The sequence below is a fragment of the Microvirga sp. 2MCAF35 genome, from assembly GCF_052115545.1.
Taxonomy (GTDB): domain Bacteria; phylum Pseudomonadota; class Alphaproteobacteria; order Rhizobiales; family Beijerinckiaceae; genus Microvirga.
The window spans coordinates 99,336-120,741 of sequence record NZ_JBFRGW010000004.1 but is presented as its reverse complement, the minus strand read 5'-3'; the positions used below and the strand labels follow the sequence as shown (position 1 = coordinate 120,741).

General features: G+C 65.1%; 19 protein-coding genes and 1 tRNA gene. 10 read left to right on the top strand and 10 right to left on the bottom strand.

Going from position 1 to position 21,406, the window contains the following annotated elements; genetic code table 11:
* Window positions 1-24: 24 nt before the first annotated feature.
* Together AB4097_RS03465 and argH are read right to left on the bottom strand one after the other, a co-directional pair.
* Window positions 25-459, bottom strand: a complete 435-nt coding sequence (locus AB4097_RS03465; RefSeq protein ID WP_262029997.1) for an Hsp20 family protein — start codon at window positions 457-459, stop codon at window positions 25-27.
* 169 nt (window positions 460-628) lie between these two features.
* Window positions 629-1,993, bottom strand: coding sequence for an argininosuccinate lyase (gene argH, locus AB4097_RS03460; protein WP_442037247.1), 1,365 nt, complete (start codon window positions 1,991-1,993; stop codon window positions 629-631).
* 241 nt (window positions 1,994-2,234) lie between these two features.
* On the opposite strand from argH, the gene AB4097_RS03455 reads away from it, so the two are divergent.
* The 6 genes from AB4097_RS03455 to AB4097_RS03430 all read left to right on the top strand — a co-directional run bounded on the left by AB4097_RS03455 (window position 2,235) and on the right by AB4097_RS03430 (window position 8,659).
* Window positions 2,235-3,830, top strand: a complete 1,596-nt coding sequence (locus tag AB4097_RS03455; RefSeq protein WP_442037210.1) for an ABC transporter substrate-binding protein — start codon at window positions 2,235-2,237, stop codon at window positions 3,828-3,830.
* A 7-nt stretch (window positions 3,831-3,837) separates the two neighbouring features.
* Window positions 3,838-4,893, top strand: coding sequence for an ABC transporter permease (locus AB4097_RS03450; RefSeq protein ID WP_442037209.1), 1,056 nt, complete (start codon window positions 3,838-3,840; stop codon window positions 4,891-4,893).
* A complete protein-coding gene (locus tag AB4097_RS03445) occupies window positions 4,893-5,825 on the top strand; it encodes an ABC transporter permease (protein ID WP_442037208.1) in 933 nt (310 codons plus the stop codon). The genes AB4097_RS03450 and AB4097_RS03445 overlap by 1 nt, the downstream gene beginning before the upstream one ends.
* Window positions 5,822-6,658 carry an ABC transporter ATP-binding protein gene (locus AB4097_RS03440; protein WP_442037207.1) on the top strand — a complete coding sequence of 279 codons (837 nt, stop codon included), beginning with the start codon at window positions 5,822-5,824 and terminating at the stop codon, window positions 6,656-6,658. The genes AB4097_RS03445 and AB4097_RS03440 overlap by 4 nt, the downstream gene beginning before the upstream one ends.
* A gap of 15 nt (window positions 6,659-6,673) precedes the next feature.
* Window positions 6,674-7,453, top strand: coding sequence for an ABC transporter ATP-binding protein (locus AB4097_RS03435; RefSeq protein WP_442037206.1), 780 nt, complete (start codon window positions 6,674-6,676; stop codon window positions 7,451-7,453).
* A gap of 132 nt (window positions 7,454-7,585) precedes the next feature.
* A complete protein-coding gene (locus AB4097_RS03430) occupies window positions 7,586-8,659 on the top strand; it encodes a dipeptidase (protein WP_442037205.1) in 1,074 nt (357 codons plus the stop codon).
* 236 nt (window positions 8,660-8,895) lie between these two features.
* On the opposite strand, the gene AB4097_RS03425 is transcribed toward AB4097_RS03430, so the two are convergent.
* The 4 genes from AB4097_RS03425 to AB4097_RS03410 all read right to left on the bottom strand — a co-directional run bounded on the left by AB4097_RS03425 (window position 8,896) and on the right by AB4097_RS03410 (window position 12,832).
* A complete protein-coding gene (locus AB4097_RS03425) occupies window positions 8,896-9,741 on the bottom strand; it encodes an ABC transporter permease (protein ID WP_442037204.1) in 846 nt (281 codons plus the stop codon).
* Window positions 9,741-10,610: an ABC transporter permease gene (locus tag AB4097_RS03420; protein ID WP_442037203.1), complete on the bottom strand. Its 870-nt coding sequence runs from the start codon at window positions 10,608-10,610 to the stop codon at window positions 9,741-9,743. Before AB4097_RS03420 ends, AB4097_RS03425 begins: the two co-directional genes overlap by 1 nt.
* A complete protein-coding gene (locus AB4097_RS03415) occupies window positions 10,607-11,692 on the bottom strand; it encodes an ABC transporter ATP-binding protein (protein ID WP_442037202.1) in 1,086 nt (361 codons plus the stop codon). The genes AB4097_RS03420 and AB4097_RS03415 overlap by 4 nt, the downstream gene beginning before the upstream one ends.
* Before the next feature lie 66 nt (window positions 11,693-11,758).
* Complete coding sequence (locus AB4097_RS03410; protein ID WP_442037201.1) at window positions 11,759-12,832, bottom strand: extracellular solute-binding protein; 1,074 nt, start codon at window positions 12,830-12,832, stop codon at window positions 11,759-11,761.
* 171 nt (window positions 12,833-13,003) lie between these two features.
* Here AB4097_RS03410 and pip point away from each other — a divergent pair, with 171 nt between their 5' ends.
* Window positions 13,004-13,948 (top strand): prolyl aminopeptidase, encoded by a 945-nt coding sequence (gene pip, locus AB4097_RS03405; RefSeq protein WP_442037200.1) that lies wholly within the window; start codon window positions 13,004-13,006, stop codon window positions 13,946-13,948.
* A gap of 170 nt (window positions 13,949-14,118) precedes the next feature.
* Here the strand turns inward: pip and AB4097_RS03400 are convergent, their stop codons facing one another.
* Window positions 14,119-14,904 carry a 3-hydroxybutyrate dehydrogenase gene (locus AB4097_RS03400; protein ID WP_442037199.1) on the bottom strand — a complete coding sequence of 262 codons (786 nt, stop codon included), beginning with the start codon at window positions 14,902-14,904 and terminating at the stop codon, window positions 14,119-14,121.
* 191 nt (window positions 14,905-15,095) lie between these two features.
* On the opposite strand from AB4097_RS03400, the gene pxpB reads away from it, so the two are divergent.
* Together pxpB and AB4097_RS03390 are read left to right on the top strand one after the other, a co-directional pair.
* Window positions 15,096-15,848, top strand: coding sequence for a 5-oxoprolinase subunit PxpB (gene pxpB, locus AB4097_RS03395; protein ID WP_442037198.1), 753 nt, complete (start codon window positions 15,096-15,098; stop codon window positions 15,846-15,848).
* Window positions 15,845-16,879: a biotin-dependent carboxyltransferase family protein gene (locus tag AB4097_RS03390; protein WP_442037197.1), complete on the top strand. Its 1,035-nt coding sequence runs from the start codon at window positions 15,845-15,847 to the stop codon at window positions 16,877-16,879. Before pxpB ends, AB4097_RS03390 begins: the two co-directional genes overlap by 4 nt.
* Window positions 16,880-16,918: 39 nt before the next feature.
* Here the strand turns inward: AB4097_RS03390 and AB4097_RS03385 are convergent, their stop codons facing one another.
* The 3 genes from AB4097_RS03385 to AB4097_RS03375 all read right to left on the bottom strand — a co-directional run bounded on the left by AB4097_RS03385 (window position 16,919) and on the right by AB4097_RS03375 (window position 19,875).
* The gene (locus AB4097_RS03385) at window positions 16,919-19,135 is read right to left on the bottom strand and encodes a malate synthase G (protein WP_442037196.1); all 2,217 of its coding nucleotides are present in this window, start codon (window positions 19,133-19,135) and stop codon (window positions 16,919-16,921) included.
* Window positions 19,136-19,329: 194 nt separating this feature from the next.
* A tRNA-Ala gene (locus AB4097_RS03380) sits at window positions 19,330-19,405 on the bottom strand.
* A gap of 80 nt (window positions 19,406-19,485) precedes the next feature.
* Window positions 19,486-19,875 (bottom strand): TIGR02300 family protein, encoded by a 390-nt coding sequence (locus tag AB4097_RS03375; protein ID WP_442037195.1) that lies wholly within the window; start codon window positions 19,873-19,875, stop codon window positions 19,486-19,488.
* A gap of 174 nt (window positions 19,876-20,049) precedes the next feature.
* On the opposite strand from AB4097_RS03375, the gene aroA reads away from it, so the two are divergent.
* A complete protein-coding gene (gene aroA, locus AB4097_RS03370; protein ID WP_442037194.1) occupies window positions 20,050-21,399 on the top strand; it encodes a 3-phosphoshikimate 1-carboxyvinyltransferase in 1,350 nt (449 codons plus the stop codon).
* Window positions 21,400-21,406 lie beyond the last annotated feature (7 nt).

Here is a 21,406-nt window from a genome sequence, read left to right as displayed (position 1 = left end):
GACATCTCCTTGTTGCGGATGCCGTCACACCTTGTCCGACGCGATGATGTCGATCTTGCGGACGATCCGCTCCGGTTCGGGCCGGACGAGATCGATCGACAACAGGCCGTTGGACAGGTCCGCCCCCATGACCTCCATGCCGTCGACAAGGAGGAAGGTACGCTGGAACTGACGGGCGGCGATGCCGCGATGAAGGAAGTGCCTTGTCTTGTCGTCGGACTGGCGCCCCCGGATGACGAGCTGATTCTCCTCCAGGGTCACTTCCAGCTGATCCCGGGTGAATCCGGCGACGGCCAGGGTGATGCGGAGGCGCTCGGGAGCGTGTTCGGTGCGAGCCAGGCGCTCGATGTTGTAGGGCGGATAACCGTCTCCTGCTGCCTTAGCGACACGGTCGAGCGCCTGCTCGATCTCGTCGAAGCCTAACAGGAACGGGTGCCCAAAGGGCGACTGACGCGACATGTTCGAAGCCCAAGGTTGGAGGCACTTCGGTTGGTTTGAGCCCGCTCATGCGGCACTCAAGTGGCCCCGGAAGGAGCCGCTGCCGGCAATATGGCGATGGCACCCTGCCCTATCAAGGCCCAGCCGGCGCGCACCGCCTAGGGCCGGAAATGACGGTTAACGGGACGGGTCAGACCCGCTCCCGCCACCAGGCGACCTGCTCGGCCACGCGCACGGGCGAGGTTCCGCCGAAGCTCGTGCGGGAGCGGACGGAGTTCTCGACGCCAAGCACGTCGTAGATGCCCTGATGGATCCTGGGCTCAGCGGCCTGCATGACCTTGAGGGGGAGCTCCTCCAGGGTGCAGCCCCGCTTCTCCGCCTCCGAGACGATGCGACCGGTGATGTGATGGGCATCGCGGAAGGGGATGTTGAGGCTGCGCACCAGCCAGTCGGCGAGGTCCGTCGCGGTCGAGAAACCGGCGCCGGCGACCGCCGCCATGCGCTCCGGCACGGGCTCCAGGTCCTGGATCATGCCGGTCATGGCCGCGAGCACGATCTCGATGGTGTCGGCCGCGTCGAAGAGCGGTTCCTTGTCTTCTTGAGTGTCCTTCGCATAGGCAAGCGGCAGGCCCTTCATGACGGTCAGCAGGGACACCAGCGAGCCGACAACCCGCCCGCTCTTGCCGCGCACCAGCTCGGCGGCGTCCGGGTTGCGCTTCTGCGGCATCATGCTGGACCCGGTGGTCCAGCGGTCGGGGAGCTTCACGAAGCCGAAAGGCGCCGACATCCAGATGATGATCTCCTCCGCCAGGCGCGACAGGTGCATGGCGCAGATGGAGGCCGCCGCCATGAACTCCAGAAGGCTGTCACGGTCGGACACGGTGTCGAGGGAATTGCGGGTCGGCCCGTCGAAGCCGAGCGCCCGGGCGGTCATGTGCCGGTCGATGGGGAAGGACGTTCCGGCGAGCGCGCCGGCGCCGAGCGGGCACTCGTTCAGGCGCTTGCGGGAATCGCGGAAGCGGCTGCGGTCGCGGCCGAACATCTCCACATAGGCCATGAGGTGGTGCCCGAAGGTCACCGGCTGGGCGCTCTGCAGATGGGTGAAGCCCGGCATCACCGTGGCGGCATGGGCTTCGGCCTTGTCGAGAAGCGCCCGGATCAGGATGGTGAGCTGCTCGTCCGTCCGGTCATGGGCCTCGCGCACCCAGAGCCGGGTGTCGGTGGCGACCTGGTCGTTGCGGCTGCGGGCCGTGTGCAGGCGCGCCGCCGGATCGCCGACGATCTCGCGCAGGCGGCTTTCCACGTTCATGTGGATGTCTTCGAGCGCCGTCGAGAACGTGAAGGAGCCGGACTCGATCTCACCCAGCACCCGCTGCAACCCTTGATGGATCGCATCCCGGTCGCTCTCGGCGATGATCCCTTGCTTGGCCAGCATGGCGCTGTGGGCGATGGAGCCCTGGATGTCCTGGGAAGCCAGTCGCCTGTCGAAGCCGATGGAGGCGTTGATGGCTTCCATGAGAGCGCTGGGCGAGGACGAGAACCGTCCGCCCCACATGGTGTTGGCACCTGACTTTTTGGCTTCTTCAGACACGGTCGTTCATCCGATCAAGAGGGTCCGGGTGCCTTTGCCATAGTTTCCCGCTTCAGGCCACCCGGATCGATACCCCACCCTGCCATTAAGCATCGTGCGCAATGTTTGCCAGTTTAAAACCAGTTGCTAGACTCGACAGCGCTTGTGTGATTTGCATTCATACTGGCGCAACAACAGGCGCTCTAAGCGCTCTAAGGGAATGGCCATGAAGCGACTACCGAAATTTCTCCTATCCGCAGCCATGGTTGCCACCATGGCGACCTCTTTCTCCGCCGTGATGGCGGCAACGCCGCCGGACACCCTGGTCCAGGCTTGGCAGATGGACGACATCATCTCCCTCGATCCCGCCGAGATCTTCGAGCTGAGCGCGTCCGAGATCAACGGCAACACCTATGAGCGCCTGATCACCTACGATATCAAGGATGTCTCGAAGATCTCCGGCCAGGTCGCCGAGTCCTGGACAGTCTCGCCGGACGGCAAGACCTACACCTTCAAGATCAAGCCGAACCGCAAGTTCGCCTCGGGCAACCCGATCACCGCCGAAGACGTGGTCTATTCGATCCAGCGTGCGGTGGCGCTCGACAAGTCCCCGGCCTTCATCCTGGGCCAGTTCGGCCTGACGAAGGACAACGTGAAGGACAAGGTCAAGCAGACCGGCCCGCTCGAAATGACCTTCGAGGTCGACAAGCCCTACGCGCCGACCCTGGTCCTGTACTGCCTCGGCAACTCGGTTGCCTCCATCGTCGACAAGAAGCTTCTTACGCAGAACGAGAAGGACGGCGACTGGGGCTATAACTGGCTGAAGACCCACTATGCCGGCTCCGGCCCCTACATCATGCGCGATTGGAAGGCGAACGAGGTTCTCGTCCTCGAGCGCAACCCGAACTACGAGAAGAAGACGCCGCTTGCCCGCGTGATCTACCGCCACATCAAGGAAACGGCGAACCAGCGCCTGCTCCTCGAGAAGGGTGACATCGACGTGGCGCGCAAACTGAACCCGGAAGAGATCGCCGCGGTCTCGAAGAACCCGGACATCCAGATCCAGAGCGCTCCGAAGGGAACGGTCTACTATCTCGGCCTGAACCAGAAGAACCCGAACCTGGCGAAGCCCGAAGTTCGCCTCGCCATGAAGTACCTCGTGGATTACCAGGCCATCGCCGACACGATCATGAAGTATAAGGGTGAGGTTCACCAGAACTTCCTGCCCAACGGCTATCTCGGCGCGGACAACTCGAACCCCTATAAGCTCGACGTCGCCAAGGCGAAGGAGCTTCTCGCCAAGGCCGGTCTGAAGGACGGTTTCTCGGTGACCATGGACACCCGCTCCACGCCGGAGATCATGGGCGTCGCGCAGGCCATCCAGAGCACCTTCGCGCAGGCCGGCATCAAGCTCGAGATCCTGCCGATGGATTCCAAGCAGGCCCTGACCAAGTACCGCGCCCGCCAGCACGATATCTATATCGGCAACTGGGGCTCCGACTATCAGGACCCGAACTCCAACGCCGACACCTTCGCGGCCAACGACGACAACTCGGACAATGCGAAGGCCAAGCCGCTCGCATGGCGCAATGCCTGGGATCCGGGCCCGCTGACGGCCAAGACCCGTGCCGCCGTGATGGAGCGTGACGCCGAGAAGCGCGCGCAGATGTACAAGGAGCTGCAGAAGGCGGTTCTCGACGACGGTCCGTTCGTGCTCTTCCTGCAGGAGACGGAAGTCGCTGCCGTGCGCAAGAACGTGAGCAACTTCATCCTCGGCCCGTCCTTCAGTGACAACGACATGTCGCAGGCGAAGAAGAACTAAACCTGCAATGGCATCATCGATCGCAACCGGAAGCGGAGGGCACGATGCCCTCCGCTTCTACCTTACAAAGACCGCTCAATTCATCCTCGTGCTGGCGACAACCCTGCTCGGGCTCGTTGCCGTCACGTTTTTCATCGGCCGCGTCGTTCCCATCGACCCGGTGCTCGCCATCGTCGGCGACAGGGCTCCGCCGCAGGTCTATGCCCGCGTGCGTCAGGAGCTTGGCCTCGATCTGCCGCTCATCCAGCAGTTCTGGATCTATTTGAAAAAAGCCGTCGTCGGCGATTTCGGCAATTCGGTCCTCACCACGAACCCCGTGATGACCGACATCAAGAACGCCTTTCCGGCGACCTTCGAGCTGGCCACGCTCGGCACGCTCATCGGCACCCTCATCGGTGTCCCGCTCGGTGTTCTGGCGGCCGTGAAGCGCGGCAGCCTGCTCGATCAGTTCGTCCGTTTCATCGGCCTCGCCGGCTATTCAATTCCGATCTTCTGGCTCGGCCTCATGAGCCTCCTGCTGTTCTATGCCAAGCTCGGCTGGGTTCCGGGACCGGGGCGCATCGACGTGGCCTATTCCTATCTCTACACGCCGGTGACGAATATCGTGCTGCTCGATACGGCGATGCAGGGCCAGTGGGATGCGTTCTGGGATGCGGCCTCGCACATCGTCCTGCCGGCCTGCCTGCTCGGCTACTTCTCGCTCGCCTATATCAGCCGCATGACACGCTCGTTCATGCTGAATGAGCTGGCGCAGGAATATGTGATCGCCGCGCGGGTGAAGGGCCTGTCCGAGATGCGCGTGATCTGGCGCCATGCCCTGCGCAATGCGGCCGTGCCGCTGGTGACGGTGATCGCCCTCTCCTATGCCAACCTGCTCGAAGGCTCCGTGCTCACCGAGACGGTCTTCGCATGGCCGGGCCTCGGCCAGTACATCACCAACTCCCTGCAGAACGCGGACATGAACGCCGTGCTGGGCGGAACGCTGGTGATCGGCACGGCCTTCGTTGTGCTCAATCTCATCTCCGACCTGCTCTACCGTCTGCTCGATCCGAGGACCCGCTGATGGCCGGCTCCCCTGCTCTCTCCCAACCGACCGGCTGGCGGGCCTGGCTGCTCTCCGCGGAGCCGCATTCCCGCTGGCAGGCACGCCTCGGCCGCTTCTATCTCGGCTGGCGCTCGTTCACCAAGAATCCGCTTGCGGTGGTCGGCCTAGCCATCGTGCTTCTGCTCATCCTCGTGGCACTCTTCGCGGATTTCATCGCGCCCTACTCGCCGATCGTCGGCGGCGACCTGCGCACGCAGCGCCTCCTGCCCCCGAGCGAGACCTTCTGGCTCGGCACGGACGACCAGGCGCGGGACATCTTTTCGCGCATCGTCTACGGCTCGCGCATCACGCTGTTCGTGGTTCTGCTGGTCTCGATCATCGCAACGCCCATCGGGCTTCTGGTCGGCACCATCTCGGGCTATCTCGGAGGCTGGGTCGACACGGTGCTGATGCGCATCACCGACATCTTTCTCGCCTTCCCGCGCCTCGTCCTTGCGCTCGCCTTCGTGGCGGCGCTCGGCCCGGGCATCGAGAACGCCGTCATCGCGATCGCGATCACGTCCTGGCCACCTTACGCGCGTATCGCCCGCGCCGAGACCCTGATGATCCGCAACAGCGACTTCATCGCGGCCGTGAAGCTGCAGGGCGCATCCACGCCGCGCATCATCCTGGGTCATGTGGTGCCGCTCTGCCTCTCCTCGCTCATCGTGCGTGTAACGCTCGACATGGCCGGCATCATCCTCACCGCGGCGGGTCTCGGCTTCCTCGGCCTAGGCGCCCAGCCGCCGCAGCCCGAATGGGGCGCCATGGTCGCCACGGGCCGCAACTACCTCATCGATCAATGGTGGGTCGCCGCCATGCCGGGCATCGCCATCTTCGTGGTGAGCCTCGGCTTCAACCTGCTCGGCGATGGCCTGCGTGATGTTCTCGATCCGAAGGCAGCCAAATGACCAAGCCGCTTCTCGAAGTCGAAGACCTGCGCGTGCGCTTCCATCTGCGCACCGGCACAGTGGAAGCGGTGCGCGGCGTGTCCTTCCACCTCGGCCGCGAGCGCCTCGGCATCGTGGGCGAGTCCGGGTCCGGCAAGTCGCAGACGGGACGCGCCATTCTCGGGCTCACCCCTCCCCCGGGCGAAGTCACGGCCAAGCGCCTCGCCTTCGACGGGATCGACCTGCAGACCGCCTCGAAGCGCACCCTGCGCCAGTTGCGCGGCGGGCGCATCAGCATGGTGATGCAGGACCCGAAATACTCGCTGAACCCGGTCATGACCATCGGCGAGCAGATCATCGAGGCCTATCAGGCCCACGCCAAGGCCAGCCGCGGGGAAGCCCGCGACAAGGCGCTGGCCATGCTGGAAGCGGTGAAGATGCGCGATCCGGCCCGGGTGTTTTCCCTCTATCCGCACGAGGTCTCGGGCGGCATGGGGCAGCGCGCCATGATCGCCATGATGCTGGTGACCGATCCCGACCTGCTCATCGCCGACGAGCCGACCTCGGCTCTCGACGTGACCGTGTCCATGGAGGTCCTGCGCATCCTCGACGAGCTCGTCACCGAGCGCGGCATGGGGCTCATCTTCATCTCGCACGACCTGAAGCTCGTCTCCTCCTTCTGCGACCGGGTGCTGGTGATGTATGCCGGACGCGTGGTCGAGGAGCTGGAGGCGAAGAACCTGCGCGAGGCGAAGCATCCCTATACGCAGGGGCTCATGCGCTGCCTGCCGACGCTCGCCGACGACGTCCGCCCGCTTCCCACCCTGAACCGCGACCCCGCTTGGGCGCTGTGACAGGTGAAAGATCCGATGCTCGATATTCAGAATCTTCAAGTCGTCTTCGGCACCGGCCGCCTCAGGGTCGATGCGGTCAAGGACGTGAGCTTCCACGTGAACCCTGGCGAGGCCTATGGGCTCGTCGGTGAATCCGGCTCCGGCAAGTCGACGGTGCTGCGCGCTATCTGCGGCTTGGCGCCGATCACGACAGGACATGTCCTCGTCGATGGGAAGGAAGTCACCACGCCGCGCGGAAAAGCCTTCTACCGGACGGTGCAGATGGTCTTCCAGGATCCCTACGCCTCGCTCCATCCCCGCCACACAGTCGACCGCACGCTTTCGGAGCCGCTCGCCATTCATGGGGAGAAGGACGCGGAAGCGCGCATCCTCCAGGCCCTGCGCGAGGTGGGCCTCGGCCCCTCCTTCCGATTCCGCTATCCGCACCAGCTCTCCGGAGGCCAGCGCCAGCGCATCGCCATCGCCCGCGCGCTGATCCTGCGCCCGAAGGTCCTGCTGCTCGACGAGCCGACCTCGGCGCTCGACGCGTCCGTGCAGGCTGAAATCCTGAACCTGCTCGACGACCTGCGCCGCAAGATGGGGCTGACCTATATCCTGGTGAGCCACGACCTCGCCGTCGTCGCGCATCTGTGCGAGCGTCTCCTGGTCATGCGCCACGGCGAAGCCGTCGAGGAAACCACCTCCGCGGCGTTGCGCTCGGGCGCGGCCTCGAACGAGTATACCCAGTCCCTGATCCACGCGAGCCAGGGCTTTACGAGAAGTGCAAAACAGCCGCCCCAGTCGCTGGCCGGCTAGTGCATCGTGCGGAAAAGCGGAAACCGATTTTGCGTGTAAAGATGCGACAATGCGAAGAAGGGAGATGATTTCACATCGGTGCAATCATCTCCAAACCCGATTTTTCCAATTTCAACTGCTTGGCACGAAACCATGTCCTCCTCTTCCCCGATGCCCGTCTTCGATGGCCATAACGACGTCCTCCTCCGCCTGATGCGCGGCAAGCTCCAGCCGGAGCGGGCTTTCCTGGAAGGCGACAATTTAGGGCATCTCGATTGGCCGCGCATGAAGCAGGGCGGCCTCCTGGGAGGGTTCTTCGCCGTCTACGTGCCGTCGGACAGTGACGGCACCGGCATCGACGTGGACGCGCTCATGACACAGTCGCGCTACGACGTGCCCCTGCCGTCGCAGCTGGCGCTCGCGCCGAGCCAGCAGGTCACCGTTCACATGGCCTCGCTCCTCATCCGCATCGAGCGCGCCTCGAAGGGCGAGGTGAAGATCTGCCGCACGGCCGCCGACATCCGCCAGTGCCTCGACACCGGCCGGCTCGCGGCCATCCTGCATATCGAGGGTGCCGAGGGCATCGACCCGGACCTGCACATGCTGGACGTGCTCTACGAGAGCGGCCTGCGCTCCATCGGCCCGGTCTGGAGCCGGCCCAACATCTTCGGCCACGGCGTACCGTTCCGCTATCCCTCGACGCCGGATACCGGCCCCGGCCTGACGGATCGAGGCCTCGAGCTGGTGCGCGCGTGCAACCGCCTCAAGATCATGATCGACCTCTCGCACCTCAACGAGAAGGGATTCTGGGACGTGGCGCGCCTCTCCGACGCGCCGCTCGTCGCCACCCATTCCAACGCGTGGGAGATCTGCCAGCACTCGCGCAACCTGACCGACAAGCAGCTCGCGGCTATCCGCGAGAGCCGCGGCATGGTCGGCGTCAACTTCGCCACCTCGTTCATCCGCCCCGACGGCCAGCGCAACGACGACACGCCGCTGGAGGAGATGATCCGCCACATGGATCACCTGATCGAGCATGTGGGCGTCGACGGCGTCGGCCTCGGCTCCGACTTCGACGGCGCCACCATCCCGGCCGAGATCGGCGACGCGCGCGGCCTGCCCCGCCTCGTCGACGCCATGCGCCGCCACGGCTACGACGAAGCGACCCTGCGCAAGCTCTGCCACGAGAACTGGGTGAACGTCCTGGAGCGCACCTGGGGGCAGTGAGCTTTTTGGGATTACCGACACTCCTCAGTGTCATTCCCGGGAGGACACGCAGCGGAGGAGAAGGGAATCCGTCGCTCAGCGCTTGTAAGTGGATCCCCTTCCCGCACTTCGTGCGCCGGGGATGACACCCACCACGTCATGGCCGGCCTTGTGCCGGCCATCCCGATAAGCAAAAGCACGGCGCCTTACCGAAGCGAGATCACCGGCACGAGGCCGGTGATGACGTGGCGGTAAATCTACCGCTCCGCCTTCGACGTCAGCGCAAACACACTCGCGATGCCACCGACGCCGAGCATCAGCAGCAGGCTCACCGCATTGATCGCCGGGGTCGCGCCCTCGCGCATCTGGCCGTACATGGTGATCGGCAGGGGCGCGTCGGAGCCGACCAGCATCAGGGTCGTGTTGAAGTTCTCGAACGACATGAGCAGGGCCACGAGCCCGGCGCCGATGAGCGCGGGGCTTAAGAACGGCAGCGTGACGGTGCGCAGCACGCGGGCACGGCTGGCGCCGAGATCGAAAGCCGCTTCCTCCAGCGAACGGTCGAACTTGCGCAGGCGCGCGGCGATGATGAGGGTCGAGATCGTCAGGATGAAGGACAGCTGTCCCAGGATCACGAGGGTCAGCCCGGGCCGCAGGAAGTCGAGATCGGTCTGAAGCCATTCCTCGAGCCCGTTCGCCAGCCGTGAGAAGAAGGCGAGGATCGAGATGCCGAGCACCACGCCGGGGATGACGAGCGGCCAGAGCATCATCATGGCCAGGAAGGTCTTGCCGCGGAACTCGGCCCGCTCCAGCACCCAGGCATTGACCGTGCCGAGGAGAACCGCCAGCAGCGCCACGGGAACCGCGACCTTGAAGCTGTTGCCGATGCTGTCGAGCCAAATCGGGTCCGCCAGCACGCCGGGCTTGCCGAACACGGCGCCCGTGCCGGTGAACCATTCGAGGGTGAAGCCCCGCCAGGGCGGCGACGGGAACGGGCTCGCGTTGAACGCGAAGATCGCCACGACGAGCAGCGGCGCGAACAGAAAGATGTAGAACGCCGCGATGTAGATTTTCCAGGCGATGGACGGGCGGTTCATGGTCATCAGGCCTGTTTCAGGGTGGTGCCGAGGCTCTGGCCGGTGAGACGCAGGCCCAGCCACACGATGGCCGAGGAGAGCAGCAGAAGCAGCATGCCGAAGGCTGCGCCCTGGGGCCAGTTGAAGCGCGTGATGAACTGCGCGTAGATCTGCTCGGTGAACCACAGGCCGTTCTTGCCGCCGAGCAGCACGGGCGTGGCGAAATTGCCGACGGTCAGCATGAACACGATGATCGAGCCCGCGACGATGCCCGGCATCGCATGGGGAATGACGATCCGGCGCAGAACCGTCCAGCGGCTGCCGCCGAGATCGAAGCCCGCCTCGACCACGGATTGATCCAGGCTTTCCAGCGCGTTGGCCAAGGGCACGATCATGAACAGCAACCCGCCATAGACGAGGCCCAGGATCACGGCACCGTCGTTGTAGAGAAGCTCCACCGGCTGGTCGGCGAGGCCGACCGCCCGAAGGACATAGGAGATCACGCCCGTCTCGCGCAGCAGCATCATCCAGCCGAGGGTTCGCACGAGCTCCGACACCCAGAACGGCAGCAGGCAGAGCAGCAGCAGCATCGCCTTCACCCGCCCTTGCGCCACGCGGGCGATGTAGAGCGCGATGGGAAAGGCGAGCACGAGGGTCAGCGCCGTCACCAGGATCGACATGAAAGCGGTGCGCGCAAAGGTGCGCCAGTAGAGCGGCTCGGTGAAGAACTCGAGATAATTGCCGAAGCCGAAGGCATAGACCCGCGGCGCCACGCGTTCGCTGAAGGAGAGGATGAGGATTTCCACGTGCGGCAGCACGATGAGAAGCCCGAGCCACAGGATCGCGGGAGCGACCAGCAGGAAGAACGTGAGGCGCGATGCCTGTTTCGTCATCATGCGGCGAAGACCTTCATGGCGTCCGCCGTCCAGCCCACGTGGATCGGCGCGCCGACCTCGATGCCGGCGAGCGGACCGGCCTGGGGCAGCACGGCGCGCACAGGCTGATCGAAGCCCAGCGTCTCGATGAGCAGGCTCGAATTGGCCCCGTCGAAGAGTACGGCCGACACCCGGCCCTCGAAGCGGTTCGGAAGGTCGCGCAAGGCCGGCTGGCTCGCCGCCAGAGCGATCGCCTCCGGTCGCACGAAGGCAACGGCGCTCTTTTGCGGAACGCGGCCTGATCCTTGGGTCACCATTCCCGAGGGCAATTGCAGGGCCACGGTGCCGTTAGACGAAGACACGATCTCACCCGGCCAGCGGTTCGTCTCGCCGACGAAACTCGCGACGAAGGGCGTGGCCGGGTTGTGGTAGAGCTCGCGTGGGCTTCCCACCTGCTCGAACTTGCCCTGGTTCATCACGGCGATCCGGTCGGACATGACGAGCGCCTCCGACTGGTCGTGCGTGATGTACGCGAAGGTGGTGTTGAAGGTGCCCTGCAGCTGCTTCAGCTCGATCTTCATGTGCTCGCGCAGCTTCAGGTCGAGCGCCCCGAGGGGCTCGTCGAGGAGAACGAGGGTGGGCTCCAGCACGAGGCAGCGGGCGATGGCCACGCGCTGCCGCTGGCCGCCGGACAAGGCCGTCACGCGGCGCTCGCCGAAACCTTTCAGGCCGACGCGCTCCAGCATGCGTTCGGCGCGCGCCTTCGCGTCCTCGCGCGGCACACCGCGGCAGGCGAGCCCATAGGCCACGTTCTCGCCCACGCTCATCATGGGAAAGAGCGCGAGGCTCTGGAACACCATGTTGACCGGGCGCTTGTTGGCGGGAACGCCGATCATCGATTGCCCACGGATGCGGATGTCGCCGGAGGTCGGATGATCGAACCCCGCGATCATGCGCATCAGGGTGGTCTTGCCGCAGCCGGAGGGGCCGAGGATCGAGAAGAACTCGCCGGGAGCGACGCTGAACGTCACGTCGTCGACGGCCGCATGGCTGCCGAAACGCTTGGTGACGTTGACGATGTCGAGATCGGTGGAATGGGCCATGACGCTGCCACGCAAAAAGTCATCCCCCAGACAAGCTGGGGGATGATGATACACTACGACGGACTTTTACGAACCGGCCTTCAAACGGTCGAGGACCTTGCCCTCGATCTCCTCGATGCCGGCAGGCACGGCCGGATACCACTTGATGTTGTCGATGGCGGCCTTCGGGAAGCTCTCGGCAAACTGGTCCTTCAGCTTGCCCTGCATGAGCTTGTCGGCACCGTTCGAGGCCGTGAAGTTGCCCGCGGAGGCGGCGACCTTCGCGGCAATCTCGGGCTTCATGTTGAAATTGATCCACTTGTAGGCGGCATCGTCATTGCGGCCCTTGGCGGGGATCGCGAACGTGTCGACCCAGCCCAGCGCGCCTGACTTCGGCGCGATGAATTTGATGTCCGGGTTCTCGGAGTTGAGCTTCCAGCCGCCTGTGTCCCAGGCCATGGCCGCCACCACTTCGCCGGAGCGCAGGGCGTTGAGGAGCTGGTCCTTGCCGTCCCAGAAGAACTTCACGTTCTTCTTGCATTCGGCGAGCTTGGCGCCGACCTTGTCCATCATGGCCGCATAGGCCTTGGCGTCGCCGTACGACGCGAAGGGATCCATGCCGTTGGCGAAGGCGAAGGCGATGAGCGCGGGGCGCTTGGCGCGGAAGCTGGCCTTGCCGGCAATCGCTGCATCGCAGAGATCATTGTAATCGGCGACCTTGGGCGCTGCCTTGGTGTTCACGATCAGCCCGTCGGTGCCCCAGATGTGGGGAACGCCGTAGACCTTGCCGCCGACCGTGGTGTTCTTCTTGGTCGCTTCCAGCATGGAGGCGATGAACTGATCGGACTTGAGCTTCGAGAGGTCGAGCGGCTTGTAGATGCCGAACTCCGCCTGCGGGCCGGCGATGCGGTCCTGGCTCGGCTGGACGAGGTCGAAGCCTGCGCCCTGCGTGGCGCGCAGCTTCGAGATCATCTCCTCGTTGTTCGAGAGGGTGACCTCGACTTCGATGCCAGTTTCCTTCGTGAACTGATCGATCACGTCTTTCGGAGCGTAATCGGCCCAGGTCAGGAGCCGCAGCTTCTCGGCGGCCTGCGCCGAACCGACAACCATGAGAGCGGCGAGAGCCGTAGCCAGTTTCAGGCTGGCGCGTTTGGTCAACATCCTAGTCCTCCAATGTGGTTGGGCTTTTCACCCTTGTTCCCCAGTTGCAAAATTATATGACAGTTGAACGACGCGCTAGTGGGTTCGAAGCCGGCTTACAAATCTGCCCGAATGGCTGACAGCCCTCCCCTGCCCGGCTATGGATAGGCTTCCCTTGATGGAGCCTTTGCGATGCGCACCTTCTACCCCGAAATAGAACCCTACGATCACGGGATGCTCGACGTCGGCGACGGTCACCGGGTCTATTGGGAAATGTGTGGCAACCCGCAGGGGAAACCCGTGGTTTTCCTTCATGGCGGCCCCGGCGGCGGCTGCACGCCGACCCAGCGCCGGCTGTTCGATCCGGACAAGTATCGCATCCTGCTCTTCGACCAGCGCGGCTGCGGGCGCTCGACGCCCTATGCGAGCCTCGAGGCCAACACCACCTGGCATCTCGTGGCCGATATCGAGCGCTTGCGCGCCATGATGGGTGTGGACAAGTGGATGGTGTTCGGCGGCTCCTGGGGTTCGACGCTCGCCCTTGCCTATGCGGAAACGCATCCGGAGCGCGTGACCGAACTGGTGCTGCGCGGGATCTTCACCCTCCGCCGCCCGGAGCTGCTCTGGTACTACCAGGAGGGTGCCTCCTGGATCTTCCCGGACAAGTGGGAAGGCTTTCTCGCTCCGATCCCGGAGGAGGAGCGCGGCGACCTCATGGCGGCCTATCGCAGGCGCCTGATCGATCCCGATCCCGCCGTCCGGGCGAAGGCGGCGCGGGCCTGGAGCCTGTGGGAGGGCGAGACGATCACGCTCCTGCACAACCAGGAATACAGCGATCAATTCGGCGACGAGCATTACGCCATCGCCTTCGCCCGGATCGAAAACCACTATTTCGTCAACGAGGGGTGGTTCGAGGACGGGCAGCTCATCCGCAACGCCCATCGCCTGAAGGACATTCCGGGCGTGATTATCCAGGGCCGCTACGACATCGCGACCCCGCCGAAAACCGCCTGGGAGCTGCACAAGGCTTGGCCCGAGGCGAAGTTCATCATGGTGCCGGATGCGGGCCATGCCGTGAGCGAGCCGGGCATCACGCATCACCTCATCGAGGCGACGGACGCGTTTGCGAGGGGTTAACCCCGCCAAACTTTTGCATCTCAACAAACTCAGCCCTCATCCTGAGGAGCGGACGCAGTCTGCGTCTCGAAGGAGGATCCAGAGGGCACTGGATCCTCCTTCGAGACGGTCGCTCCGCGACCTCCTCAGGATGAGGTCGGTGAAATTTCTAGGGCTTTCCGAGCCTGCGCTTACTTTGCGGTCCAGCCGCCATCCATGGACATGTTCGCGCCCGAGATCTGGCTTGCGGCGTCGGAGCACAGGAAGACGGCGAGTGCAGCCACCTGATCGACGGTCACGAACTGCTTGGTGGGCTGCGCCTCCAGCAGCACGTCGTTGATCACCTGCTCCTTGGTCATGTTGCGCGCCTTCATGGTGTCGGGGATCTGCTTTTCGACCAGCGGCGTCCAGACATAGCCGGGGCTGATGCAGTTGACCGTGATGCCGTCGGTCGCCACCTCCAGCGCCACCGTCTTGGTTAGGCCCGCGATGCCGTGCTTGGCCGCCACATAGGCCGACTTGAACGGCGAGGCGACCAGCGAATGGGCCGAGGCCGTGTTGATGATGCGGCCCCATTTGCGCGCTTTCATGCCCGGCACTGCGGCGCGGATGGCGTGGAAAGCCGACGACAGGTTGATGGCGATGATCTGGTCCCATTTCTCGACCGGGAAATTCTCCACCGGCGAGACGAACTGGATGCCCGCATTGTTAACGAGGATGTCGACGGAGCCAAAGGTCCGCTCGGCGAGGCGGATCATCTCCTCGATCTCGTGTGGCTTCGACATGTCGGCCGGCGAATGGATCGCCTTGACGGCGAACTCGCGCTCGATGCCGGCCCGCTCCTTCTCGATGGCGTCCGCATCGCCGAAGCCGTTGATGACGACGTTGGCGCCTTCCTTGGCGAGCGCCCGGGCAATGGCGAGGCCGATCCCGCTGGTCGAGCCGGTCACGACGGCTGTCTTGGATGTCAAAGTCATGATCTACTCCGCTTAAGCCTGGGCGCTAGGCATCAGATGGGGTGGCATAACACAAAGAACAGGTCGAAGTTGAGCCTAGCAGAAAGGAGCATGGAAGGCTGACCCTCAGGCACTCCCCTCGTCTGCCTCGGATGCATGGCCCGATGGCTCCGGAACCCGTTGCCGGATCGGCGGCAATGTGAGATGCGGGCATGAGACCCTTCCGGATCGTCAACAGGTGGATCGTGCCGACACCGAAAATCCTTCCCTGCGGCGACAGCGCCATCACCGTCGAGTTCGGCTCCACGATCAACCCGGACATCAACGGCATGGTTCTGGCACTCGACGACATCGTCCGGAGCCGCGCTCCGGCCGGTCTAATCGAGACGGTGCCCACCTATCGCTCGCTTACGATCCAGTTCGACCCGGTGGCCACCGATTATGATGCCCTGGTCGGCCTTCTGGAAGCCGAAACGCGGAACCTGCCGCCCCGCAACGCCGTCGGCCGGCGCTGGCGCGTGCCGGTCGTCTATGGCGGCGAATACGGCATCGACCTCGACGAGGTGGCGAGCCAGCATGGCCTGACGCCGCACCAGGTGATCGATATCCATTCCTCGGCCATCTATCGCATCTACATGATCGGCTTCCTGCCGGGCTTCACCTACCTGGGCGGGCTCGACAAGCGGATCGCCACGTCCCGCCGGCTTCATCCCCGGGCCAAGATCCCGGCCGGCACGATCATGATCGGCGGCGAGCAGGCGGGCATCGCCCCCATGGACATGCCGAGCGGCTGGCACAATCTCGGGCTGACGCCGGTTCGGCCCTATGCGCCGGGGCGCGACCCGGTCTTCCTGTTCGCGGCCGGCGACGAGATCGTCTTCGAGCCGGTCGACGCTTCGCGCTGGGAGGCCCTGGAGAAAGCGGCACTCGCCGGCGAACCCGTGGCCGAGGAGGTGCGCCCATGACCGATCTCGTGGTGAAATCCTGCGGCCCGATGACGTCCCTGCAGGATCGCGGGCGCCTCGGCTACCAGGGCTTCGGCGTCTCGCCCTCGGGCGCCATGGACCGCCGCGCACTCGCAATGGCGAACGTGCTCGTCGGCAATGCGCCCGAGACGGCCGCGATCGAGTTCGTGAATCTCGGCGGCGCCTTCACGTGCGAGGGCGGCGACCTCCATGTTGCGCTCGCCGGTGCCGGAGGCTCCTTCAGCATCGATGGAACGCCCGTCGCCCCTCAGACCTCCGTGCTCCTCAAGGAGGGTCAGGTTCTGGAGGTGGGGCATCCGCGGACCGGAACCTTCGCCTATCTTGCGGTGGCGGGAGGCTTCGCGGTCGAGCCTGAACTGGGCAGCCTCTCGTTCCATCTGCGCTCCCGTCTCGGCGGCCTGAAGGGATCCCCGCTGAAAGCGGGAGACCGCCTCCCAGGCCGGTCCGAAGCCCAGGATAGGGAGGCGATGCAGCTTGCCGCCGATGTGCTGGAGGAGAGCGGCCCGATCCGCGTGATGCTGGGCCCTCAGGACGATTACTTCACGCCGGAAACCATTCGCTTGTTCCTGGAAAGCGAATTCACCATCAGCCCGCAGGCCGACCGCATGGGCTTCCAGCTCACCGGCCCGCGCCTGGAACATGCAAAAGGGTTCAACATCGTCTCGGACGGCATCGTGGACGGTCATATTCAGGTGCCGGGCAGCGGACAGCCCATCGTGCTGATGCGCGACCGGCAGACCGCGGGAGGCTATCCCAAGATTGCCACCGTGATCAGCGCTGATCTCGCCCGCTTCGCCCAGATGCGTCCCGGATCGGCCGTGCGCTTCAGGGCCGTGGAGCGGGACGAGGCCCTGGCGGCCGCGCGCCGGTTGAAGGACTGGATGGCCTCCCTGCCCTCGGGCCTCACGCCCGTTCGCTTCGCGCTCACGACCGAGCATCTGTTAAGCCGCAACCTGATCGGCGGCACGGTCGACGCGCTCGCCCCCGCATCGGTCGATCACAACGATTGATACAAAAAAGGGCGCCGACCGGCGGCGCCCTTTCCCATCCTATTTCGCCTGCGTCCTCGTCTTGACGCCGCTCTCCTCGCTGCGGTCCGGCGCTCCTGCGGCCTTGGCCTCGCGGCGGCGCGCGTGCAGGATCCATTCGGTATAGCCGTTCGGCTGCTCGGCGCCCTTGAAGACCAGATCGCAGGCGGCGTGCCAGGCCGGCCCCTCGAATTTGGGCGCCATGGGACGATAGACGGGATCGCCCGCATTCTGCCGGTCCACCACGGCCGCCATGCGGCGCAGGGTTTCCATCACCTGGTCCTTCGACACGATGCCGTGGCGCAGCCAGTTGGCGAGGTGCTGGCTCGAGATGCGTAAGGTGGCGCGGTCTTCCATCAGGCCCACATCGTGGATGTCCGGTACTTTGGAGCAGCCGACGCCCTGGTCGATCCAGCGCACCACGTAGCCGAGGATGCCCTGGCAGTTGTTGTCGAGCTCCTGCTGCACCGCGTCCGGCGCCCAGTTCGACTGCGACACCGGAATGGTCAGGATGTCGGACAGCTTGGCGCGCGGACGCTCCTTCAGCTCCTCCTGGCGCACGGGAACGTCGATCTCATGGTAATGCAGCGCATGGAGCGTCGCGGCCGTGGGTGACGGCACCCAGGCGGTGCTGGCGCCGGCCTGCGGATGGCCGATCTTCTGCACGAGCATGTCGGCCATCTTATCGGGCGCCGCCCACATGCCCTTGCCGATCTGCGCCCGGCCGGGCAGCCCGCAGAGGAGGCCCACATCCACGTTGTTGTCCTCGTAGGCCTTGATCCAGGCGGTGGACTTCATGTCATTCTTGCGGATCATGGGACCTGCTTCCATCGAGGTGTGAATCTCGTCGCCGGTGCGGTCCAGGAAGCCCGTGTTGATGAACACGATGCGCTCGGATGCGGCTCTGATGCAGGCCTTGAGGTTGACGGTGGTGCGCCGCTCCTCGTCCATGATGCCCATCTTCAGCGTATTGCGGGCAAGACCCAGCATGTCCTCGACGGCCGAGAAGAGGTCGTTGGCGAAAGCGACCTCGTCCGGCCCGTGCATCTTGGGCTTCACGATATAGACTGAGCCGGCGCGGCTGTTGCGGATCGGCCCCGGGCCCTTCAGGTCGTGGACGGCGATCAGCGACGTGACGGCGGCGTCGAGAATGGTCTCGGGAATCTCCTCGCCGGCCTCGTCCAGCACCGCATCGGTGAACATGTGGTGGCCCACATTGCGCACCAGCATGAGGCTGCGCCCGTGCAGGCGCAGTTCGCCGCTGCTGGGCATGGTGTAGACCCGGTCCGGGTTGAGCCGGCGCTCGACGGTCTTTCCGCCCTTCTCGAAGCTCTCGACGAGGTCGCCCTTCATCAGCCCGAGCCAGGTGCGGTAGATCTGCACCTTGTCCTCGGCATCCACGGCCGCGACGGAATCCTCCAGGTCCATGATGGTGGAGACGGCCGATTCCAGCACCACGTCGGCGATGCCGGCCGGATCCTCGGCGCCGATCGGGTGCGAGCGGTCGATGCGGATGTCGAGATGCAGGTTGTTGTGGCGCAGGAGCACGGAGGACGGGTTGGCCGCATCGCCTTGGTAGCCGACGAACTGGGTCGGATCGATCAGGCCGGTCTCGGTGCCGTCCTGCAGGGTGACGATGAGCGCTCCGTCCCGGTCCGCGTAACCCGCCGCATCCCGGTGGCTTCCGCCGGCGAGCGGCGCGGCCCGGTCCAGCACCTCGCGGGCGCGCTCCACGACCTTGGCTCCACGCTCCTTGTTGTAGCCGCCCGAGCGGGTGGCGCCCTCCTCCTCCGGGATGGCATCGGTGCCGTAGAGGGCATCGTAGAGGCTGCCCCAGCGGGCATTGGCAGCGTTGAGCGCATAGCGGGCATTGGAGACCGGAACCACGAGCTGGGGACCGGCGATGCGGGCGATCTCGTCGTCCACATGCTGGGTCTGGACGGAAAAATCCTCCGGCTCGGGCAGGAGATAGCCGATATCGCGCAGGAAGCGCTCGTAATCCGCCTGGTCGAAAGGCTTGCCGGCGCGGGCCCGATGATACTCGTCGATCTGCCCCTGAATCTTGTCGCGGACGGCGAGCAATTCGCGGTCACGGGGAGCGAAGTCCCGGACGAGCCCGGCCAGGCCGGCCCAGAAGGCGGAACTCGATACTCCCGTGCCAGCCAGCGCTTCCCGTTCGATGAAATCGTGAAGAACCGGTGCAACCTGGAGGCCGTTCGTCTGGACGCGCGTCGTCATCGTTCCCGCTTTCGGTAGCTAATGGGCTTTGCCTTAGCTTAAGGCACTGCGACTAAAAATGAAGATCGGCGTCGTTGCCATGAGCAAAAGGACGAACGATCGCTCCGAAGCCTATGCTTTGGGAGTAGATTTCGGCCCTCGAACCGAGCCGATGTAACAAAAAAGCCGCCATAAGGCGGCTGTTTTTGAAGGATTGGTGGAGCCAGGCGGGATCGAACCGCCGACCTCTTGCATGCCATGCAAGCGCTCTCCCAGCTGAGCTATGGCCCCATTTGGGCCGCGGCGCCTGGGGTGCCGCGGCGGTCTCTGTCGAAGCAGAGGCGCCTCTATAGTCGCCTCCGATCCGAGGTTCAAGCCTCTTCGTCGTCTTCCAGATCGCTGTCGATCAGGTCGGACACGTCGTCGTCGCCCTCTTCCTCGTCCTCGAGGAAGGTATCGTCGTCGGCCACGTCGTCGGCCACGTCGATGTCGTCGTCGGTCGGGATGTCCTTCTCGTTCTCGCCCGCCTCGACCTCGTCGAGGGAGACCATCTCCGGCCCGGTCGTCTCGAGATCGGTCTCGTCGTCGTCAGGGGCGGCGACCGCCGCGCGGGCAACCACGGGGGCGGCGACGCGGCTCATGGCGACGGCCTGGAAGACGGTGCCGCATTTCGGGCAGACCGCCGGGTCCTTGTTGAGATCGTAGAATTTTGCGCCGCAGCTCATGCACTGGCGCTTCAAGCCGAGTTCCGGTTTGGCCACGGTGATTGCCTTGATCAAGTGTGAATGGTTGGGAAGGCTCCGTTAGTCATGAGGGAATGGCTTGTCAAATAGGAAATTGCAAGAGCGGGCGACGGCGCGTGCCAGCTTGCGCGTGACGGCGGGAAAACCCCGTGTTAGGAGCCCGCCCTGATAAGGAGTCTCGAGGAACCCGAAATGTCGCACGCGCACGGATCGCCGTCCCCTGTCGCCAGCAGGCCTGGAACGCCCCTGAAAGGGCGCATCCGCGTGCCCGGCGACAAGTCGATTTCGCACCGCTCCATGATCTTCGGGCTTCTCTCCATCGGCGAGACCCGGGTCGAAGGCCTCCTGGAGGGGGATGACGTGCTGCGCACCGCAGAGGCCTGCCGGGCGCTCGGCGCCACCATCACCCGCGAGGCGCCCGGCCGGTGGCGGATCGTCGGCGCGGGCATCGGCGGATTGAGCGAGCCCAAGGACGTTCTTGATTTCGGCAATGCGGGCACCGGTTCGCGCCTCATGATGGGCGTGGCCGGAAGCCACCCGATCACGAGCACCTTCGACGGCGACGCCTCGCTGCGCAAGCGGCCCATGCGCCGGATCCTCGACCCGCTCACGAAGATGGGCGTCATCGTGGTCAGCGAGGCCGAGGGCGGACGGGTGCCCCTCACCCTGCGCGGTCCAAAGGAGACGATCCCGATCACCTACGAGACCCCGGCCGCCTCGGCCCAGATCAAGTCGGCGATCCTGCTTGCCGGCCTCAACTCCCCGGGCAGGACCACGGTGGTCGAGCGCGAAGCCACCCGCGACCACACGGAGCGGATGCTCCGCCATTTCGGGGCGAGCGTCGAGGTCGTCCCGCACGGCCCCGACGGTCGCGCCATCACGCTCCAGGGCCAGCCCGAGCTGCGCGGCACCGACATCGTCGTGCCGACCGACCCCTCCTCGGCGGCCTTCCCCCTGGTAGCGGCGTTGATCACCCCAGGCTCCGACGTGGTGATCGAGGGCGTGATGATGAACCCGCTGCGCACGGGCCTCATCACCACCCTGATCGAGATGGGCGCCTCCATCGAGCGCCTCAACGAGCGCGACGAGGGTGGCGAGACGGTCGCCGACCTGCGCGTCCGCCACAGCCGCCTCATCGGTGTCACGGTTCCCCATGCCCGGGCTCCGTCCATGATCGACGAATACCCCATTCTCGCCGTCGCGGCCTCGTTCGCCCAGGGCACGACCCGGATGCAGGGTCTTCATGAGCTGCGCGTGAAGGAATCCGACCGCCTCGCGGCCGTCGCCGCGGGCCTCGCAGAGGCCGGCGTCGAGCACGAGATCCAAGGCGACGACCTCCTCGTCCATGGGTCGAACGGCAAGGTTCGCGGAGGCGGCAACCCGGTGGCCACCCATCTCGACCATCGCATCGCCATGGCGTTCCTGGTCATGGGCCTGGCGACGGACCAGCCGATGACGGTCGATGACGGAGCCATGATCGCCACGAGCTTCCCGTCCTTCATTCCGCTCATGCGCGAGCTCGGCGCCACGATCCAGGATTGAGCCGCCC

Bases quoted from the DNA above. Each gene is read 5' to 3' on its own strand.
- AB4097_RS03465 (WP_262029997.1), bottom strand. From the start codon at position 459: ATGTCGCGTCAGTCGCCCTTTGGGCACCCGTTCCTGTTAGGCTTCGAC.
- argH (WP_442037247.1), bottom strand. From the start codon at position 1,993: ATGTGGGGCGGACGGTTCTCGTCCTCGCCCAGCGCTCTCATGGAAGCC.
- AB4097_RS03455 (WP_442037210.1), top strand. From the start codon at position 2,235: ATGAAGCGACTACCGAAATTTCTCCTATCCGCAGCCATGGTTGCCACC.
- AB4097_RS03450 (WP_442037209.1), top strand. From the start codon at position 3,838: ATGGCATCATCGATCGCAACCGGAAGCGGAGGGCACGATGCCCTCCGC.
- AB4097_RS03445 (WP_442037208.1), top strand. From the start codon at position 4,893: ATGGCCGGCTCCCCTGCTCTCTCCCAACCGACCGGCTGGCGGGCCTGG.
- AB4097_RS03440 (WP_442037207.1), top strand. From the start codon at position 5,822: ATGACCAAGCCGCTTCTCGAAGTCGAAGACCTGCGCGTGCGCTTCCAT.
- AB4097_RS03435 (WP_442037206.1), top strand. From the start codon at position 6,674: ATGCTCGATATTCAGAATCTTCAAGTCGTCTTCGGCACCGGCCGCCTC.
- AB4097_RS03430 (WP_442037205.1), top strand. From the start codon at position 7,586: ATGTCCTCCTCTTCCCCGATGCCCGTCTTCGATGGCCATAACGACGTC.
- AB4097_RS03425 (WP_442037204.1), bottom strand. From the start codon at position 9,741: ATGACCATGAACCGCCCGTCCATCGCCTGGAAAATCTACATCGCGGCG.
- AB4097_RS03420 (WP_442037203.1), bottom strand. From the start codon at position 10,610: ATGATGACGAAACAGGCATCGCGCCTCACGTTCTTCCTGCTGGTCGCT.
- AB4097_RS03415 (WP_442037202.1), bottom strand. From the start codon at position 11,692: ATGGCCCATTCCACCGATCTCGACATCGTCAACGTCACCAAGCGTTTC.
- AB4097_RS03410 (WP_442037201.1), bottom strand. From the start codon at position 12,832: ATGTTGACCAAACGCGCCAGCCTGAAACTGGCTACGGCTCTCGCCGCT.
- pip (WP_442037200.1), top strand. From the start codon at position 13,004: ATGCGCACCTTCTACCCCGAAATAGAACCCTACGATCACGGGATGCTC.
- AB4097_RS03400 (WP_442037199.1), bottom strand. From the start codon at position 14,904: ATGACTTTGACATCCAAGACAGCCGTCGTGACCGGCTCGACCAGCGGG.
- pxpB (WP_442037198.1), top strand. From the start codon at position 15,096: ATGAGACCCTTCCGGATCGTCAACAGGTGGATCGTGCCGACACCGAAA.
- AB4097_RS03390 (WP_442037197.1), top strand. From the start codon at position 15,845: ATGACCGATCTCGTGGTGAAATCCTGCGGCCCGATGACGTCCCTGCAG.
- AB4097_RS03385 (WP_442037196.1), bottom strand. From the start codon at position 19,135: ATGACGACGCGCGTCCAGACGAACGGCCTCCAGGTTGCACCGGTTCTT.
- aroA (WP_442037194.1), top strand. From the start codon at position 20,050: ATGTCGCACGCGCACGGATCGCCGTCCCCTGTCGCCAGCAGGCCTGGA.